Annotated in this window: 9 protein-coding genes; 7 read left to right on the top strand and 2 right to left on the bottom strand. The window is 74.8% G+C overall.

Annotated elements, in window-relative coordinates:
• The first annotated feature begins 26 nt into the window (after positions 1-26).
• Positions 27-1,229, top strand: a complete 1,203-nt coding sequence (locus ACQP1P_RS21010; RefSeq protein ID WP_433088586.1) for a glycosyltransferase family 87 protein — start codon at positions 27-29, stop codon at positions 1,227-1,229.
• Positions 1,230-1,428: 199 nt separating this feature from the next.
• Positions 1,429-3,195 (top strand): DUF4118 domain-containing protein, encoded by a 1,767-nt coding sequence (locus tag ACQP1P_RS21015; protein ID WP_433088588.1) that lies wholly within the window; start codon positions 1,429-1,431, stop codon positions 3,193-3,195.
• An 8-nt stretch (positions 3,196-3,203) separates the two neighbouring features.
• Here the strand turns inward: ACQP1P_RS21015 and ACQP1P_RS21020 are convergent, their stop codons facing one another.
• Together ACQP1P_RS21020 and ACQP1P_RS21025 are read right to left on the bottom strand one after the other, a co-directional pair.
• On the bottom strand, positions 3,204-4,238 hold the full coding sequence (locus ACQP1P_RS21020; RefSeq protein WP_433088589.1) for an extracellular catalytic domain type 1 short-chain-length polyhydroxyalkanoate depolymerase: 1,035 nt from the start codon (positions 4,236-4,238) through the stop codon (positions 3,204-3,206).
• Between the two features lie 110 nt (positions 4,239-4,348).
• Positions 4,349-6,166, bottom strand: coding sequence for a hypothetical protein (locus tag ACQP1P_RS21025; protein ID WP_433088591.1), 1,818 nt, complete (start codon positions 6,164-6,166; stop codon positions 4,349-4,351).
• A gap of 612 nt (positions 6,167-6,778) precedes the next feature.
• Here ACQP1P_RS21025 and ACQP1P_RS21030 point away from each other — a divergent pair.
• Genes ACQP1P_RS21030 through ACQP1P_RS21050 form a run of 5 tightly spaced genes read left to right on the top strand, consistent with a single transcriptional unit; the run spans position 6,779 to position 19,871 of the window.
• Positions 6,779-14,107, top strand: coding sequence for an SDR family oxidoreductase (locus ACQP1P_RS21030; RefSeq protein ID WP_433088593.1), 7,329 nt, complete (start codon positions 6,779-6,781; stop codon positions 14,105-14,107).
• On the top strand, positions 14,104-17,016 hold the full coding sequence (locus tag ACQP1P_RS21035; RefSeq protein WP_433088595.1) for a beta-ketoacyl synthase N-terminal-like domain-containing protein: 2,913 nt from the start codon (positions 14,104-14,106) through the stop codon (positions 17,014-17,016). Before ACQP1P_RS21030 ends, ACQP1P_RS21035 begins: the two co-directional genes overlap by 4 nt.
• Positions 16,953-18,737 carry a 4'-phosphopantetheinyl transferase superfamily protein gene (locus tag ACQP1P_RS21040; protein WP_433088597.1) on the top strand — a complete coding sequence of 595 codons (1,785 nt, stop codon included), beginning with the start codon at positions 16,953-16,955 and terminating at the stop codon, positions 18,735-18,737. Before ACQP1P_RS21035 ends, ACQP1P_RS21040 begins: the two co-directional genes overlap by 64 nt.
• Positions 18,727-19,044 (top strand): acyl carrier protein, encoded by a 318-nt coding sequence (locus ACQP1P_RS21045; protein ID WP_433088599.1) that lies wholly within the window; start codon positions 18,727-18,729, stop codon positions 19,042-19,044. Before ACQP1P_RS21040 ends, ACQP1P_RS21045 begins: the two co-directional genes overlap by 11 nt.
• A complete protein-coding gene (locus tag ACQP1P_RS21050) occupies positions 19,041-19,871 on the top strand; it encodes an alpha/beta fold hydrolase (protein WP_433088601.1) in 831 nt (276 codons plus the stop codon). Before ACQP1P_RS21045 ends, ACQP1P_RS21050 begins: the two co-directional genes overlap by 4 nt.
• Positions 19,872-19,877: the final 6 nt, after the last annotated feature.

A 19,877-nucleotide genomic window follows, 5' to 3' on the forward strand; every position in this document is an offset into this window, starting at 1 on the left:
ACCCGCTGGATGGCTAGGCTCCCGCCATGCTCAAGAGCCGAGCGCCCTGGGTCGTACTGGCTGGCGCCTATGCGCTGCTCGTCCAGGAACTGGTGCGCATCTCGCTCACCGGCCAGATGCACAGCATGGACAACCTGCTCGTGGTCGACGCGGTGCGCCGGCTGCTCGGCGGGGGCTCGCCGTACGAGTCGGACCGGTTTCTCTACCCGCCCTCGAGCGTGCCGTTCGCGCTGGTCCTCACCCCGCTGTCCGACACCCAGCTGGAGCGGCTGTTCCCGTTCGGGCTGGCGGCGCTGCTGCTGCTCGGCTGGTGGGCGGCGCTGCGGCTGTTCGGCGTCGGCCTGCGCTCGTGGCTCGGGGTCGCCGGCGTCGCCGCGTTCGCGCTGTTCAACCCGGCCGTCAGCGTCGTCGAGCTGGGCAACTGGACCGCGCCGGTGGCGGCCCTGATGGCGGTCGCGCTGCTGCTCATGGGGCGCGGGCGATGGCTGGCCGCGGGCGTGGTCATCGGCGTGTCGATCGCGGTCAAGCCGATGCTGGTGCCGATCGGGCTGGTGTTCCTGCTCGCCCGCAAGTGGCGCGGGCTGGCCGCGGCGGCCGGCATCCCGGTGGTCGCCTGCGCGGTGGTGACGCCGCTGCTGCCCGAGCCGGGGCTGTTCTTCACCCGGACGCTGCCGTTCCTGCTCGGCGGCCAGGACGAGTTCGCCCGGCCGTACGACTCGTCCCTGCCGGCCATGCTGCCGCGGATCGGCATCGACGGCGCGCCCCTGGCCGTCGTACGGGTGGCGGTGCTCGCCATCGCCGTGACCACCGCGGTGCTGCGCTGGCGCAACGGCGGCGATGAGCGCCTGCGCCTCGTCGACACGTCGGCGATCGTGATGATCGGGACGTTCCTGGTGAGCACCCCCGCGTTCGGCTACTACCCGTTGGTGGTGCTCCTGCCGCTGGTCGCGAGCGTGGTGGTCCGCGGCTCGGCGGCCCGCTCGGTGTGGTTCTGGGTCGCCGCGGTACCGCTGGTGCGTCCCTTGCAGTTCATCGGCGTGGACTTCCTCGACGGCGGGCACGCCGGGTATCGGCAGTCGGCCAAGCCCCTGGCCTGGATGGTCGTCGCGGGCACCCTGCTGCTGGTGCGCACCCTGCGCGGCGATCCGGCCCCGCCCCGCCCCGAACTGCCCGTCCAGCCGGCCGCGCGGGAACCGGAGCGGCTCGCGGCCACGTCGTCCCCGGGCTGAACGGGCCCCTGACCGCTCGTCGCCGGCCGGATGCCGGCGTCGCGCGACGCCGGCCCGGGTAGCGTTGAGGACGTTGTCAGACCTTCGAAGCGTGTCACCGCGCGATCCGAGCCACCTCGCGGCGCGAGGTGTACGTACGACCTGAGAGCGTGATGCGGGAGAGGGCGCCCCGATGCGGGTACGCCTACTGTCGTCCTTGGTGCGCGTCAAGCCGCCGCTGCCGCTCGGACTGCTGCTCGCGGCCGTGCTGATCGCGGCGGAGACCGTCATCCTGATCCCGCTGCACGGCGCCGTGCGCGAGGACTCGCGGGGGATGATCTACCTCGTCGGGGTCCTGGTCATCTCCACCGTGTGCGGTGCCGAGCTCGGGGTGCTGTCCGCGCTGGCCAGCACCCTCGCCTACAACTACTTCCAGGTCCCGCCCTTCGGCAAGTTCGAGATCTCCACCACCCGGGAGGACCTGCAGGAGGCGGCCGTCTTCATGGCGGCCGCCCTGCTCGTCAGCGGCCTCGCGCACCTCGCTCGAAGACACGCCGCGGAGACGTCCGACCGCCGCCAGGAGGCCGACCTCGGCGCCGGGCTGGCCCACCTGCTCCTCGGCACCGACGACCTGCGATCCGCCCTGGGCATCGCCGCGCACCGGATCGCCCGGACACTCCAGATTCCCTGGGCCGTGATCGAGCTCGACCCGGCCGCCGCGAACGCTGAACGGGCGGCCTTCCCGCTGCGGGCCGGAGCGACCGGCCTCGGCACCCTGCTCGTGCCGGCCGGCCTGCCCGAACCCACCCTGCTCCGCCTGCGTGAGCGGATCATCCCCACGCTCGCGTCGGTGCTCGGCGCCGCGCGGGAACGCGAGGCGAACCGCGAGCAGCAGGCCGCACTGCGCCGGGTGGCCACGCTGGTCGCCAAGGGGACCGAGCCGGCCGAGGTGTTCGACGCCGTGGCCGAGGAGATCGGCCGCGTCCTCGGGCCGTACCCGACGGGGCTGTACCGGTACGAATCCAACGGCACCGTCCGCCGGCTGGCCGCCACCATGCAGCTCAACGTGGCCGAGCAGTCGTTCCCGGTCGAGGGGGAGTCGCTGCTGCCGATGGTGCAGCAGACCCGCGCCGCGGCCCGGATCGCCTCGTACGAGAACACCACGGGCCCCAACACCGCGATCGCTCGCCGCGAGGGCATCAAATCGGGGGTCGGCGTCCCGATCGTGGTCGAGGGCCGTGTCTGGGGAGTGGCCGTCGTCGTGACGACGCGACCCGAGCCGTTGCCGGAGGACACCGAATCCCGCATGGCCGACTTCACGGAACTCGTCGCGACCGCGATCGCCAACGCCGAGAGCCGCGCGGAGCTCACCGCGTCGCGTGCGCGCATCGTCGCCGCCGGCGACCAGGCGCGCCGCCGCATCGAACGCGACCTGCACGACGGCGCGCAGCAGAGCCTGGTCGCGCTCGGCCTCCAGCTGCGCGCCGTCGAGGCGACGCTGCCCGCCGGCCTGAGCTCCGTCCGCGACGATCTGTCGCAGGCCGTGGGCAACCTGACCGGCGTCCTGCACGATCTGCAGGAGCTCTCGCGCGGCATCCACCCGGCCATCCTCTCCAAGGGCGGACTCGGCCCGGCCGTCAGGAGCCTCGCCCGCCGCAGTCCCACCCCCGTGGACCTCACCCTGGCCGTCGGGCCGCGACTGCCCGAACACGTCGAGGTCGGCGCCTACTACGTCGTGTCCGAGGCGCTCACCAACACCGCGAAACACGCCCGGGCACGGCTGGTCCGCGTCGGCCTCGAGGCCGCCGACGGCTGCCTGCGGATCTCGGTGCAGGACGACGGCGTCGGCGGCGCCAGCGTGAGCCGCGGCTCGGGACTCGTCGGCCTCCGCGATCGCGTTGCCGCGCTCGGCGGCCGACTGGAGATCTCCAGCCCGGCCGGCCACGGTACGGCACTGCGCGCCGAGATCCCGGTCGACGGGCGTTGAGACCGTCCTCAGCCCTTGCGTGGATGGGTGCTGAAGAACTGCCAGATCGTGTCGGTCGCGTTCAGCGCCGTCGACGGTGGCGGCAGCCCGAGCAGCTTCTCCACCGCCGGCATCGGGGTGCCGCCCGGCCACTGGTGCCCGGCCCCCGCGATGGTGATCAGCTCGACGTCACGCCCGTCGGGGCAGTGGGCCAGCGACGTGGTGACCGAGCCCTTGGTGCTCGCCTGCGGTGCGGAGCACCGCTCGGTCTTCCGCCAGCCGGCGATCTGGTCGGGCACCGAGCCGCCGTCGATCTTGACCGGGATCAGCCCTACGCCGTCGTTGTTCATCTTCCCCGGCCGGCCGTCGTACGGGACGATGTCGTCCCCGGTGCCGTGGACGTGGATCACGGAGATGGGCGCCGGCGACGGGCAATCCCCGAGCAGCTTGCCGGCCACCACCCCGATCGCGGCGAACGTGGTGCTGTCGCAGGCCAGCCGGTAGGCGAGCATCCCGCCGTTGGATATCCCGGTGGCGTACGTCCGGGCCGGGTCGATCGGCAGGTCGTTCGAGACCGCCGCCACCACGTCCTTGATGAACGCCACGTCGTCGACGCCGCCGTGGACCGACGGGCCGCAGCAGTCGCCGCTGACGACCCAGGACCGCAGGAGCCCGTCGGGGTATGCGACCACGAAGCCCTTGCGGTCGGCCTCGGCGTTCCAGCCGTAGGCCGCCTCCGCCTGCACGCCGTCGCCCAGCGCGCCGTGCAGCATCACGACCAGCGGCACCGGCTTCGACATCGACAGGTTGGCCGGGCGGTACAGCCGGTAGGTGCGCTTCGTGCCGCCGATGGTGATGGTGTGGTCGGTCGAACCCACGGCGACGGCCGGGCTGCGGACCTTGCCCGCGGCCGCCCTGGTCGTGGCCGCGGCGGTCGGGGTGGCCGTCCCGCGCCCCTGCGGCTGCCCCGCGTCGCAGGCGATCAGGACGATGATCGCGCACGCGGCCGCCACCGCCCACACGGTACGCCGGACGGACGTCGTACTGCTGGTTGGCCGGTTCATGAAGCCTCCGCCTCTCTCGGCAACGCGTGCCTCGTCGGTGGTGGCCGCCGGCCGGTCGGCGCCGTGCGCTGACCGGCCGGCGGGAAATGGATGGCGCCTGCCCGAGCGGGTCAGTTGCCCCGGCCCGGACGGTAGGCCGCCGGCCGGTTGTTGCCGGTGGCGCGCAGCCGGATCAGCTCCCAGCCCCCCTCGGGGACGTTGTCGCCCTTGTCGGTGCGCAGGTTCATCGGGTTGGCCATGCCGAGGTAGATCGTCGATCCGTCGGCCACCATGTTGCGCACGCCGTAGTTGAAGTAGTTGCCGAGACCCGTGGTGTTGACCGGGCGGGCCGGCGACTGCGGGCTGTCGAACGCCCACAGGTCGGCGCCGTACGTCTTCGGGTCGGGCGTGCCGAACGCGGCCCGGACCCCCGGCAGCGCCTTCGCGGGCGCGTACTGGCTGATCTGGCCCCAGTCCATCGTGCCGACGTACAGCGAGCCGCCGGCGACCACCATCGACCAGGTGTAGTTGTTGTAGACGTTGCCGAACCCGGCCGAGCCGAACTTGGGCTTGTACCCGGTCGAGGCGAGGTGCCAGGCGCCGGCCCCGTTGTTCGCCTTCGGGTCGTAGGCGGGCAGCTGCGACGCCCCGTAGAGCAGGTCGACCGCCGGGCGGCCCTTGTCGAAGTTGGCGGCGCGGAAGATGCTCACCGAGCGCTGGGTGTTCTTCACGGCGAGGCCACCCTGCTGGTCGTTCGCCGGCGGGTACTGCTTCACCATGGCCGCGGTCGCCTGCAGCGGCACGTGCATCGTGCCCCAGTACAGGTAGCCGCCGTACGAGGCCAGCGAGCCGAGGCCGTACGTCTTGGCCACGACCGGGTCGGGCTCGTACTGGCTCACGCCCCACACCTGCCGCCAGCTGCCGGCGTCGTCCTTGGTCAGGCCGCGCTGCCCGTTGGCCAGCGGCGCGCTCATCCACAGGCCCGCCGCGGTCGCCTTCGTGCTCCCACCGGCGCTGGGCCAGGTGGTGACGAAGAGCCGGCCCTGGTGCACGACGAGATCCGCGACCTGCGACGGCAGGTAGCCCACCGTCGTGAACTTGAACGGGTTGGACTTGTTGCCGGTCCAGCGCAGCACCGCGCCGCCGCCCTGACCCTCGGGGCCGATGCCGACACCGGCGTAGAGCGCACCGTCGGCCACGACGAAGTGCCGGATGTTGCCGTACGCGTTGAGGCTCGTCGACCCGAGGTACTTGCCCGAGTTGCTGTCGAAGGCGAAGAGGTTGATGCCGAGCAGGCCCGGGCCGCCCAGCAGCACCACGCCGTTGTACGTGCCGGCGGCGCGCATGCCGACGGTCGTGTTGAGCCGCAGGCTGTCGTTGCTGGACGCGTTGTTGATGTCGGCGGTCTTGTCGGTCAGCTTCTTCGTCGACGTCTGGTAGACGTACACCTTCGGTGCGCGCCAGTCGCCCAGACCCGCCGCCAGGCTGCCCGCGCTGCCCAGGCTGTCCTTGAGGTTGCCGAGCTTGCCCCCGAGACCGCCGATCTTCTGGGTCAGCTGGTTGCCCAGCTGGCTGGAGCCGTACTCGCACACGTAGTCGTCGTTCTGGGTCGGCGTCGTCTGCGCGAGGCTCGTGCCGAGCGTGAGGCACTGGACGTTGGCGCCCGTGCCGAACCAGACTCGGTCGCCCGACTGGGCCAGGCCCCACACGTACGACTGGTTCACCTTCGCCTTGCCCTGTTGGCAGGGCGGCCCGGGCGGGTACGGCTGACCGATGCCGGCGAAGCACTCGTCCGGTGCGGCCTTCGCCAGCAGCTCCGGCGCCGAGGCCGCCCGTGCCGTCTGGGCCGTGATGGCACCGCTGGCGGCCGGCGCGGCGACGAACACCGGGATGGCCGCCAGGATCGCGGCGGGTAGCAGAGATCGGGCGAAGAACCGGATCCTGTGCATGCTTGTCCTCTCATCAGGTACAGGTCCGTCGGCGGCAGCCGCGCGGACGTCGAAAAGGGCTGAGAGATATAAGGGCTGAGAGATACGGGATCCACCGACGGGCAGGGGCGGCTGCCGTCGCGGGCGGATGACGGGTACAGCGATGTCCGCACCCTGAGCCGGGCGGGCGGAAGGGTGCGTGCCGACGGGCGGTGCGGCATTGGCAGTCCGGCTGGAACCCAGCTCATCGGACGCGCTGTGCCATGCGGGCGTCCCACCGATCGCGGAAGGGTCCGCGGCGGCTCAGCCCAAGGCATCTACAACCAGGTTTGTATCAGACCGCCGTCGTGCGAAGGGGAGGATCGGCGAAGAGAGTCCTGAATAGCCGGACAAACCTGAGGGTCGTGTTGTACGAATAACGTGTCGCGGCCACAGCGTGCTGGAAGACGCCGCGGACGCGCCGGCTGCGGACGCCGGCGGCGCGCACGCCGGACGTGAGCCTGTTTCGGCCCGACGGCCATGAGTTCGCTCTGGTGAAGACCCGACTGATTCGACGCACGAGGCTGCGTCGTGGGGTCAGTGTGCGCCCGCGCAATCGAACGCTGCACACCTGACCCCATCGACGGGAGCCTGATGAAGACTGCATTCGGCGGCAACGACCTGGTTGTCGCCATCAATCCGTGTGGAGCGGTGGAGCCCGGTCCACGGCTCGTGGCGGCCGCCGTCGCCGGTGGCGGACGCGGGGTCTTCGACCTGGCCCGGGGCGACCGCGCGGCCCTGCGGGCACTCGAGCAGGCGGTGGCGTGGTCGGCGGGGTCGATCGGGGTCCGGGTGCCGGCCGGTTGCCGCGCCACCCTCGCCGACGTCGAGCGCGTCGCCGGACATCGGGTGAATCTGCTGGTGATGCCGGCGGACGGCGCCGGGTGGCCGCTGCGGGAGGCCGCGCAGCGGTATCGGGTGCTGGTGGAGGTGAGCAGCCGCGCGGAGGCCCGGGCCGCGGCCGAGGCCGGCGCGCACGGGCTGATCGCGCGCGGGTGCGAGGCCGGCGGCCGGGTCGGCGAGCTGAGCGCCTTCGTCCTGCTGCAGCAGCTGCTGGCCGACGAGGCGCTGGCGCTGCCGGTGTGGGTGGCCGGGGGCATCGGGCCGCGCACGGCCGCCGCCTGCGTGGTCGGCGGCGCCGCCGGTGTGGTGCTGGACAGCCAGCTCGCGCTCATGCCGGAGTCGGACCTGCCGGAGGACGTACGGGCCGTGATCGGGCGGATGGACGGCTCGGAGACGGTGCTGTCCGACGGCGTGCGCGGCCTGCGCCGCGACGGCCGCCCGGACGGCGCCGGCGAGCTGCTGCCGGTGGGCCAGGACGGCTGGATGGCGGCCGTGTTCCGGCAGCGCTGGCGCACCACCGCCGCGGCGGTGCGCGGCATCCGGGCGGCGATCGAGGCCGCGGCCGGCGACGACGCGGCGGGCGCGCTGCTGGCCCCGGGCGCGCCGCTCGCGCAGGCGCTGGGTGTGCGGATCCCGGTGGCGCAGGGGCCGATGACGCGGGTCAGTGACGTGGCCGGGTTCGCGGCCGCGGTCGCCGACGACGGGGCGCTGCCGTTCATCGCGCTCGCGCTGGCCACCGGCGAGCAGTCCCGGCGGATGCTGCGGGACGCGGCGCGGCAGCTGGGCGGGCGCCCGTGGGGTGTCGGGGTCCTCGGCTTCGCCCCGGAGGAGGTCCGGGCGGCGCAGCTGGCCGCGGTGATGGAGGTCCGGCCGCCGGTCGTGATCATCGCGGGTGGCCGGCCCGCACAGGCCAAGGCCCTCGAGGCCGACGGCCTCAACGCGTTCCTGCACGTGCCGTCGCCCGGGCTGCTGCGGCAGTTCCTGCGGTCCGGCGCGCGGCGGTTCGTCTTCGAGGGCGCCGAGTGCGGCGGGCACATCGGGCCGCGGACGAGCTTCGCGCTGTGGGAGGCACAGGCGCTGGCGCTGGAGGAGTTCCTCGACGAGGCGCCGCCCGGCACCGCCGCGCAGGTGCAGGTGTTCTTCGCCGGCGGCATCCACGACGCGCGCTCGGCGGCGATGGTGGCGGCGATGGCCGGCCCGCTGGCGCGACGCGGTGTGCAGATCGGCGTGCTGATGGGCACCGCCTACCTGTTCACGAGCGAGGCGGTCGAGTGCGGGGCGATCCAGCCGCTGTTCCAGCGCGAGGCGCTGGACGCGACGGTCACCGCGCTGCTGGAGACCGCTCCGGGGCACGTGACGCGGTGCCTGCACACACCGTACGTCGACGACTTCCACCGGATGCGGCGCGAGCTGGACGCGGCGGGGGTGGACGCCCGGCAGGTGTGGGAGCAGCTGGAGACGCTCAACGTCGGCCGGCTCCGCATCGCCAGCAAGGGCCTGCGCCGCGACGGCGACGCCCTGGTCGCCGTGGACGAGCCGGGCCAGCGCGCCGAGGGCATGTTCATGGCCGGCCAGATCGCGGTCCTGCGCGACGCCCAGACCACCGTGGCCGCGCTGCACGCCGACGTGACCGTGGGGGCGCGGCGCTTCCACGCCGGGCAGATCGCGGCGCTCACCGCGGTGCTCGGGCCGGACGCCGCGGTGGCCGAGCCGGCGCCGTCGCCGCTGGACGTCGCCATCGTCGGCATGTCGTGCGTCTTCCCCGGCTCGCCGGACCTGGCCGCGTTCTGGCAGACGATCCTCGGCGGCCGCGACGCGGTGACCGAGGTGCCCGCCGAGCGCTGGGACGCCGACACGTACTACGCGCCCGAGGTGGAGCCGGGCCAGACGGGCCGGATCAGCGTGTCGAAGTGGGGCGGCTTCATCGAGCCGGTGCCGTTCGACGCGATCGGCTACGGCATCCCACCGGCGGCGCTGGCCAGCATCGACCCGGCCCAGCTGCTGGCCCTGGAGGCGTCGCGGCGGGCGCTGGCCGACGCCGGCTACCACCCCGGCTCACCCGCCGACCACTCGCGGACGGGGATCGTGTTCGGCGCCGAGGCGGGCAGCGACCTGGGCAACGCGAAGGTGATCCGCACCTCGCTGCCCGGGTATCTGGGTGAGGTACCGGCGGACATGGCCGGGCAGCTGCCCGCGGTCACCGAGGACTCGTTCCCCGGCGTCCTGGCGAACGTCATCGCCGGGCGGGTGGCGAACCGCCTGGATCTGGGCGGCCCGAACTTCGCCGTCGACGCCGCGTGCGCCTCCTCGCTGGCGGCGATGGACGCCGCCTGCAAGGAGCTGGCCACCGGCGGCAGCGACCTGATGCTCTGCGGCGCGGTGGACCTGCACAACGGCATCCACGACTACCTGATGTTCAGCTCCGCCCATGCGCTGTCGCCGACCGGCCGGTGCCGCACGTTCGACTCCACGGGCGACGGGATCGCGCTCGGCGAGGGTGTCGCGTGCGTGGTGCTCAAGCGGCTGGCCGACGCGCGGCGCGACGGCGACCGTGTCTACGCGGTGATCAAGGGAGTGGGCGCGGCCAGCGACGGCCGGGCGCTGGGGCTGACCGCGCCGCGGGCCGAGGGGCAGCGCCGGGCGCTGGACCGGGCGTACGCGCAGAGCGGCTTCTCGCCGGCGCAGGTCGGCCTGCTCGAGGCGCACGGCACCGGCACCGTGGTCGGCGACCGCACCGAGCTGCAGACGCTGACCCGGCTGTTCGCCGACGCCGGCGCGGCGCCGGGCGCGTGCGCGCTCGGCTCGGTCAAGTCGCAGATCGGGCACACCAAGTGCGCCGCCGGCCTGGCCGGGGTGATCAAGGCGGCGCTGGCGCTGCACACCGGCATCCGGCCCCCGACGATCAACCTGACCCGGCCGAACCCGGCCTGGGACGCGCAGCACAGCCCGTTCGCCTTCTACACCGAGGCCCGGCCGTGGGCGGCACCGGCGCGGGAGCGCATCGCCGGCGTCAGCGCGTTCGGCTTCGGCGGGACCAACTTCCACGTCGTGCTCGCCGCGGACCCGCACACGCCGGAGCCGCGCCATGCCCGCGACGAGTGGCCGGCGGAGCTGTTCTGCTTCCGTGGGCGGGATCGTGCGGCGGCGCACCAGGCGGTGGGCCGGCTCGCCGAGCTGCTGCGCGGCGCCGACCGGTACGACCGGCCGTGGCGGCTGCGGGACCTGGCCGCCACCGCCGCCGCCCAGGCCGACCCGCGCTCGGGACCCGTCCAGGTCGCGATCGTCGCCCGCGACACCGCCGAGCTGGAGCAGCTGCTGCGCCGCGCGCTCGCCGGTGAGCACGACCCCGGCCGGGGCCTGGTCCAGCCGGAGGCGGGCCCGGCCGGCGGCCGCGTGGCGTTGCTGTTCCCCGGGCAGGGCAGCCAGCGCCCGGGCGCCCTGGCCGAGCTGTTCGTGGCCTTTCCCGAGCTGCGGGAGTACCTGGAGCTCGGGCCGGAACCGGCGCAGCGGCTGTTCCCGCCGGCCGCGTTCGACCCGGCCGCACAGCGCGAGCAGCAGCAGCGGCTCACCGACACCCGGGTGGCCCAGCCGGCGCTCGGCATCGGCGGGCTCGCCGTCGCCCACCTGCTGCGGCGCCTCGACGTCCATCCCGACCTCGCCGCCGGGCACAGCTACGGCGAACTCGTCGCGCTGAGCGTGGCCGGCGCCCTCGACCCGCCCACCCTGCTGCGGCTCAGCCGGGAGCGCGCCGAGGCGATCGTCGGCGCCGCCGGCGACGACCCCGGCACCATGGCCGCGGTCAGCGCGAGCGCCGAGCAGATCGCCGCGGTCCTGGCCGACGCCGGTCTCGCCGACCGGGTGGTGCTGGCCAACCGCAACGGCCCCACCCAGCAGGTGATCTCCGGCCCCACCGAGGCGGTGCAGTCGGCGGTCACCGCCCTGAAGACCGCGGGCCTGACGACGCACCGGCTCAACGTCGCCTGCGCCTTCCACAGCCCGCTCGTCGCCGGCGCCGCGGACCGCTTCGCGCGGGTGCTCGCCGACGAACCGGTGGCGGCCCCGCACATCGAGGTCTGGTCCAACCGGACCGCCGCCGCGTACCCCGCGGACGCCGACGGGGTCCGGCGCGAGCTGGCCGCGCAGGTCGGCGCGCCGGTCCGCTTCGTCGAGCAGATCGAGGCCATGTACGCCGCCGGCGCGCGGACCTTCGTCGAGACCGGCCCGGGCGAGGTCCTCACCCGCCTCGTCCGGGCCATCCTCGCCGATCGGCCGCACCTCGCCATCGCCTGCGACCGCAACACCGGCGAAGGCCTTCGCGACCTGCTCACCGCGGTGGCGCAGCTGGCCTGTGCCGGGGTGCCGGTGCGGACCGGCTGGCTGTTCCACGGCCGCGACACCGTCGAGGTCACCCGGACCGTGCCGTCCGACCGTCCCTTCTGGACAGTGGACGGCCAGCTCGTCCGCGACCGGGAGGGTGCCTGCATCCCCGGCGGCCTGACGCCGCCGCGACGCATCAAGGAGCTGTCCATGACCCCAACCATCCGACCCGCCACCGACGGCCACGACAACGGGGCCCGGCGACCGGGCCAGGATGAGCTGCTCGCCGAGTACCTGCAGACGACTCGCGAGCTGATCGCCTCCCAGCGCGACGTCATGCTCGCCTACCTCGGCAGCGACGCCGTCGAGGCGCGGGGCCCGGCGCCGTCCCCCGCGCCGCCGCCACCACCCCTGGCAAGCACACCCGTGTCCGCCGCGCCCGCGCCCGCCGCGCCCGCCGCACCCGCGGCGATGCCGGCCAGGATGCCCGCGTTCACGCCGTCCGGCAACGGCGGCGCCGGCGACGGGGACGCGGTCAACGGGAAGGTGAGCAGCCTGACCGCGACCGCCACGCTGGTGGTGGAGGCGCCGAAGTACGACTTCCGGGGTGCGGTGCTGGCGGTGCTGAGCGATCGCACCGGCTACCCGGTCGACCTCATCGACTTCGACCTGGACCTCGAGGCGGATCTGAGCATCGACTCGATCAAGCGAGCGGAGGTCGCCGGGGATGTCGTGGCGCGTCTGGGGCTGTCGGGCGAGGGCGACGAGTCGGAGCTGGAGGAGCTGGTCAAGGCCCGGACTGTTCGGGCCATGGTCGAGTGGCTCACCGTCCGGCTGGGCGACGCGCCGGCCGATGCTCCCGTCAGCGCTCCCGTCAGCGCTCCCGTCGGCGCTCCCGTCGAGGCGCCCGCGGCCCGGCCGGTCTCGTCCGACTTCAAGGAAGCGGTCCTGGCGGTGCTGAGCGATCGCACCGGCTACCCGGTCGACCTCATCGACTTCGACCTGGACCTCGAGGCGGATCTGAGCATCGACTCGATCAAGCGGGCGGAGGTCGCCGGGGATGTCGTGGCGCGTCTGGGGCTGTCGGGCGAGGGCGACGAGTCGGAGCTGGAGGAGCTGGTCAAGGCCCGGACCGTGCGGGCCATGGTCGAGTGGCTCACCGTCCGGCTGAGCGATGCGCCGGCCGATGCGCCGGCCGATGCGCCGGCCGATGCTCCTGCCGAGGTGCCCGCGGCCCGGCCGATACCCGCCCAGATCCGGACCGACGCGCCGAGCGGCGGCGAGGGCAGGCGGGCGGGCATCGCACCGTCGCGCCTGCTGCCCATGCTGGTTCCCCTCGCCGGCGAGCCGACCCGGCCGGCGACGGCGCTCGCGGGCGCCACGCTGGTGCTCACCGGGGCCGGGCCGGTGGCCGACCGCGTCGCCGAACTGCTGCGCCGGCACGGGGCGACCGTGCGGGCCGGCACGCTCGCCGAGCCGGGGCCGGTCGACGGGGCCGACGGGTTCGTGCTGCTCGACGGGGTGCAGACGCCGGCCGGGGGAGCGGCGCCGCTGCTGCCCGACGCGTTCGGGCCGATCAAGCAGGCCCTCGCGGGCGGCCCGCGCTACCTGCTGGTGGCCGCGGACGCGAACGCCGGTGCCCGCACGGACGGGCTGCGGGGCCTGCTGCGCACCGTCGCCCATGAGTACCCCTCGACCGAAGCGCGGCTGGCCGTCGTGGACGGCACGGAGCCCGCGGACCAGCTCGCCCGGCAGATCGTCGACGAGCTGCTCGCCGGGGGCGGCGCGGCGGTGGTGCGGCACAGCGGCGGCGTGCGGCAGGCGTACGAGACGGTCCCGGCGAGCCTCGGCCCCCTCGCGGCCGGCGGCGCGGGCCCGGCCGGAGACGGTGTGGCGGAGGCCCGGGCGGTCGGCCTCGACCGCGACTCGGTGGTGGTCCTGATCGGCGGCGCGCGCGGCATCACGTCCTGGTTCGCCAGGGCGCTCGCCGGGTCGGCCGGCTGCCGCATCGAGCTCATCGGCCGGACCCCGGTGCCGCAGGGGCCGCAGGACCCGGCGCTGGCGGCGGCCACGGACGAGATCTCGCTGCGGGCCGCGCTCGCCCGCCAGGGTGGCGCCACACCGGCGGAGCTCGCCCGCCGGGCGCAGGCGATCCTGGCCGGCCGCGAGGTCGAGGCGACCCTGCGCGAGCTGGGCGACCTCGGGGCCGAGGTGCGCTACCACAGCCTCGACGTCCGCGACGCGGAGGCGACCGACCGGCTCATCGCGGCGATCCACCGCGAGCACGGACGCATCGACGGGATCGTGTACGCGGCCGGCGTGATCGAGGACAAGCTCATCGCCGACAAGGACCCGCAGTCGTTCGCCCGCGTCTTCGGCACCAAGGTGGCCGGGGCCCAGGCGGTCCTCGACGCGCTGGACCGGCTCGCCTGCGCGCCGAAGTTCGTCGTCTTCTTCGGCAGCGTCGCGGCCACCTACGGCAACCGCGGCCAGGCGGACTACGCGGCCGCCAACGACGCCCTGGAGGCGATCGGCGCCCGCTGGGCGGCCCGCTCCGGCAACCGCTGCCTGACCGTCCACTGGGGACCGTGGGCACCCGCCGAGGGCCGCAGCGGCATGGTCAGCGCCGAGCTGAGCCGGGAGTACGCCCGCCGCGGCGTCGCGCTCATCGACCCGGAGGAGGGCGCGCTCAGCCTGCTGAGCGAGCTGGCCTGGGGCGATCCGGCGCTCACCGCCGTCGTCTACACCGCCTCGGCCGGGTGAGCGCGGTGCACGGCGACGAGACGGCCATCGTGGGCATGGCGGCGCTCCTGCCCGGCGCCGCCGACCTGGACAGCTACTGGCGCAACCTGGTCGAGGGCACCGACGCGATCCGCGAGGCGCCGCCGGCCCGGATCGATCCCGAGTTCTACGACCCGGCGCAGGCGCACCGCCCGGACCGGCTGTACTGCCGCCGCGGCGGGTTCGTCGACGAGCTGGCCACGTTCGATCCGCTGCGGTTCGGCATCATGCCGACGTCGATCGCGCAGATCGAGCCGGATCAGCTCATCGCGCTGCGGGTGGCCGCGGCCGCCATCGACGACGCGGGCGGCCCGGACCGGCTGCCCCCGGGCGACCGGGTCGGCGTCATCCTCGGCCGCGGTGGCTTCCTCAGCCCGGGCCAGATCCGCTACAACCAGCGGGTCCGCACGTCCAACCAGGTGGTCGAGGTGATCCGGGAGCTGGTCCCCGACCTGCCGCAGGAGCGGCTCGAGGCGGTCCGGCACCGCTTCGAGGGCCGGCTCGGCCGGCACCAGCCGGAGGGCGCGATCGGGGTGGTGCCGAACCTGGCCGCGTCCCGGATCGCCAACCGGCTCGACCTGCGCGGTGGGGCGTACACGCTGGACGCCGCCTGCGCCTCCTCGCTGGTCGCGGTCGACCAGGCGATCGCCGAGCTCAGCCGCGGCCGGCTCGACGCGGTGCTGGCCGGCGGCGTCCACCACGTGCACGACGTCGGCCTCTGGTCGGTCTTCAGCCAGCTCGGGGCGCTGTCCCGGCGGGGCGAGATCCGGCCGTTCGACAGCGCGGCCGACGGCCTGCTGATCGGCGAGGCCACCGGCATCGTCGTGCTCAAGCGGCTGGCCGACGCGCGCCGCGACGGCGACCGGATCTACGCGGTGATCCGGGGCAGCGGGGTGTCCAGCGACGGGCGCGCGGTCAGCATGGTCAACCCGGCCACCGCCGGGCAGGTGCTGGCGATCCGCCGGGCCTGGGAGGCCGCCAGCCTCGACCCGGCCGCGCCGGACGCGCTGGGCCTGCTGGAGGCGCACGGCACCGCCACGCCGACCGGTGACGCCGCCGAGCTGGACACCCTCGCCGAGGTGTTCGGCCCGCCCGGCGAGGGGCCGGCGCCGGTCATCGGCTCGGTCAAGTCGATGATCGGCCACGCCATGCCCGCGGCCGGCATCGCGGGGCTGATCAAGGCCGCCCTGGCGGTGTACCACGGCGTGCTCCTGCCGACCCTGCACTGCGACGATCCGCGCCCGGAGCTGGCGCGCACCCGGTTCGCCCCGATCGGCTCCGCCCGGCCGTGGGAGAGCGACGGGCCGCGCCGCGCCGGCGTCAACGCGTTCGGCTTCGGCGGCATCAACGCCCACGTGATCCTGGAGGAGACGCCGGAGGCGTTCGCGGCGCGCCGCGGCGGCACGGGCGCGACCGTGGCATCGCCCGCGGCGAGCGTCGCCGAGCCGGACGAGGTGCTGTGGCTGGCCGCGGCCGACCCGGCCGCGCTGGCCCGGCTGCTGGACGCGGACGACACCACGGTCCGCGGCCTCGGCGCCGCCCGGGCCCGGCGGGTCGGCGGCACCGGGGGGCGGGCCGCCGACGAGGGCTGCCGGATCGGCATCGTCAACCCCGACGCCAAGCGGCTCGCGACCGCCCGCGGTGTCGTGGCCAGGGGACAGGCCTGGCGCGGGGCGCGCGACATCTGGTTCAGCCCGGCCCCGCTGCTCGCCGGCGCGGCCCCCGGGCGGCTCGCGTTTGTGTTTCCCGGGCCGGAGGCCGGGTTCGGCCCGCGCACCGCGGACGTCGCGGCGCACTTCGGCCTGCCCGACCGGCAGTGGTCCGCCGCCGACCTCGGGCGGCACAGCGCCGGCCTGATCGAGCTGGGCAAGCTGCTCAACGACGCCCTGGACCGCATCGGGATCGTCCCGGACGCCGTCGCCGGATACAGCATCGGCGAGTGGACCGCCGCGCTGAGCAGCGGGCAGGTCAGCGTGTCGTCCATCGACGACGTCATCGCCGCGCTCGACCCGGCGTCGGTCGACGTCCCCGGTCACGCGTTCGCCGTCGTCGGGGGCGCCGCCGAGCGGCTCGGGCCGTGGCTCGCGCGGCACCCGGGCGTCGTGCTGTCCCACGACAACGCGCCGGCGCAATGCATCGTCAACGGGCCGGAGCCCGAGATCGACCGGCTCGTCGAGGCGCTGCGCGGCGACGGCGTCGTGTGCCAGAAGCTGCCGTTCCGCTCCGCCTTCCACACCCCGCTGTTCGCCGCCGGGCTGGAGTCGATCGGCGCCGCGCTGCGGCGCTGGGAGGTGCACCCCGCCCGGGTGCCCGTCTGGTCGGCGACGCTCAAGGCGCCGGCCCCGAGCGACCCGGAGAGCGTCCGCGAGCTCTCCGTGCGGCACATGCTCGAACCGGTCTGGTTCCGCGAGACCGTCCAGGCCATGTACGACGCCGGGTTCCGGGTGTTCCTGCAGGTCGGCGTCGGGCAGCTGGCCTCGGTCATCGACGACAACCTGCGTGGCCGCGACCACCTCGCCATGCCGGTCAACGTCGCCCAGCGCAGCGGCCTGAGCCAGCTGCGCCGGGTCGCCACGGCGCTGTGGGTCGAGGGCGCCGCGCCGGACCTGCGCACGCTCGACACGGGCCGGGCGCGCACCGGGGCGGCGGTGCCCGCCACCGCGCGATCCGCCCGCCGTGGCCCGGCCGTGCGGCTGGACCTCGGCGTGCCGCTGGTCCGCCTCGGCGAGGGGCCGGCGAGCTGCTCGGCGTGCCCGCGCCGCGAGGCGAACGCGCCGTCGCGAGGGCCGCGGTGGCGGCGCCCGCCGCTGTGCCGCCGTCCGCCGCTGTGCCGCCGCCCCGGTCGCCCTCCACGCCGCCCAGGCCGTCGGGGCCGGCCCTCGCGGCGCTGAGCAAGCTCGCCGGCCGCTCGAGCGCCGCCGCCGAGCTGGCCTCGCTGCTGGGCGCCGCGAGCCCCGGCGGGAGCGGGTCCGGCACGCCGCCACCGTCACCACCACCACCGTCGCCGGAGGTCTACCGCACGGTCCTGCGGGTCGGCCTCGACACGATGCCGTACCTGCTCGACCACTGCTTCTTCGCCCAGCCCGAGGACTGGCCCGACCCGCAGGACCGCTGGCCCGTGGTGCCGGCGACCACGGTCATGCAGCACATGATGGACGCCGCGCGGCAGGCGGTTCCCGGCGCGCGAGTGGTCGCCGTGCGCGACGCCCGGTTCAACCGCTGGTGCGTCGCCGCGCCGCCCCAGGACGTCGAGATCACCGTCAAACCCGCCGGGCCGGGCCGGCTCTCGGTCATCTTCGGCGGCTTCTCCCGCTCCACGGTCGAGGTGGCGCCCGACTACCCGGCCGAGCGCCCGGAGGTGTGGCGGCACGACCCGGCCACGGAGCGGCCACCGAAGATCAGCGCCGAGCAGATGTACGCCGAACGCTTCGTCTTCCACGGCCCCTCCTTCCGCGGCCTGACCGAGGTCCACGCCATCGGCGACGCGCACGTCCGCGGCGTGCTGACCGCACCGCCGCCGCCCGGCGCGCTGCTCGACAACGCGTCCCAGCTCATGGGCGACTGGCTGTTCGCGATGCAGCCGTTCGGGGCGCTGCCGGTCGGGATCGGGCACGCCCGGTTCTTCGGCCCCGAGCCCGCCACGGGCACCGCGGTCGACTGCGTCGTGCACATCCGCTCGGTCGGCACCGAGCAGATCGTCTTCGACGCGCAGCTCGCCGTCGACGGCCTGGTGTGGGCGCAGCTCGACGACTGTGTCCACCGGCAGTTCGTCAGCCACCCGGCGGCACGTGCCGCCGAGCGCTTCCCGGGGCGCAACGCGATGTCGCTGCGCCAGCCGGAGGGCTGGACCGTCGCTTTCGACCGCTGGCCCGACCTGGTCACCCGCGGGCTGGCCGCGCGCGGCATCCTCGGCGCCGCCGGCGCGGCCGACTACGAGCGGCAGCCGCCGAAGGGGCGCAAGCAGTGGCTCCTCGGCCGCATCGCGGTCCAGGACGCCGTCCGGTTCCAGCTGTGGGACGACGGTCACGCCGAGGTGTACCCGATCGAGCTGCCGGTGCGCAACGACCCCAACGGCCGGCCCCGGGTGCACCCGCGCGCCGGCCGCGGCTACCGGGACTGCACCGTCTCCCTCGCCCACGTCGCGGAGATCGCGGTCGCGATCGCCCGGCCGAGCGTCCCGGGCACGCCGCCCGACGCCCCCGGCGTGGGCATCGACGTCGCCGAGATCACCGAGTGCACGGACAGCACCATCGCGTTCGCCATGACCGACGCCGAGCGGCGCCTGCTGCTCGACTCGGCGGCGGCGACCGGCGAGGACCGGCATGTGTGGTTCACCCGCTTCTGGACCGCGAAGGAGGCCGCCGCCAAGGCGGAGGGGACCGGCCTGGACGGCGATCCCAAGCGGTTCACCGTCGTGGAGGCCACGCCGGCGGCCCTCACCGTGGCGGTGGCCGGCCGCGTCTACGCCGTCGCCCATCGCGAGATCTCCAACCCCGAGGGCCTGCCGCCGCGGCGTTACGTCGTCGGCTGGACCTGGGGGCCGGAGCCCGTCAACCCGACCGGCCGCGCACAGCGGCCCGAACCATCAGAAGGGACATCCCATGCCTGCTGACCAGACCGCGATTCTCGCCGAGGTCGCCGAGATGCTGTACGCGATCCGTGACCACTCCGGCGTCGAGGAAGAGATCACGATGGCGAGCACCTTCCAGGACGACCTCGGGATGGAGAGCATCGACGTGGTGTCGCTCGCCGGGCGCCTGCAGGCCCGGTTCGGCGACACCGTGAACTTCGCCCAGTTCATCGCCGGCCTGGACCTGGACGAGGCCCGGCACCTGCGGGTCGGCCAGCTCGTCGAGCACATCGCGGCCTCGATGGACGACGCGGACGCCGGCTCCGGCCGGGTGGGCACGCCGGCATGAGCACGGTGCTGGCCAACGGCCTGTCCGTCCACGTGGAGCGGCTCGCCCCGCCCGAGCCGGCGCCGGGCGCGCGCCGCACCGCACCGACCGCGGTGCTGATCCACGGCCTGGCCCTGGACACCCTGGCCAGCTGGTACCTCACCCTGGCCAACCCGCTCGCGGCGGCGGGCCTCGACGTGGTCATGTACGACCTGCGCGGGCACGGGCACACCGACCGCCCGGCGGAGGGCTACGCACTGGACGACTTCGTGGACGACCTGGCGGCGCTGCTCGCCGCGCTGGACATCACCGGCCCGGTCGTGCTGCTCGGCAACTCCTTCGGCGGCACGATCGCGTTCGGCTACGCGGCGCGCCACCCCGAGCGGGTCGCCGCCATCGTCGCCGTCGAGGCCGCGCCGCCCATCGCGGCGTGGCGCGAGCGGATGCCCCGGTGGCTCTCCAGCGCCGCCGCGTACCTGCCCGACGACACGCTGGCCGGCATCGACGGGCGCGGCGGGCTCGGCCGGCGGGCCCGGAGCATCCGCGAGGTGATCACCCGCACCAGCCTCATGCGCGACGTGCCGGCCAGCCGGACCTTGCCGGAGGAGCGCATCGCCGCGATCGGATGCCCGGTGCTGTGCGTGTACGGCGGCGCCGCGACCGTGGGCGAGCTCGCACCCGAGGTACGCCGGCTGCTGCCGCAGGCGCGGATCGTCACCGTGCCCGGGCAGCGGCACACGGTCCTCGTCGACGAGCCGGACGCCGTCCGCGACATCGTCCTGCCCTGGCTGCTGCAGTCCGGCGGCCTCCACCCCGGCCATCACCAACTGGCCTGCGCCGACCAATAGGAAAGA

The sequence above is a fragment of the Dactylosporangium sp. CA-052675 genome, from assembly GCF_050947935.1.
GTDB lineage: Bacteria > Actinomycetota > Actinomycetes > Mycobacteriales > Micromonosporaceae > Dactylosporangium.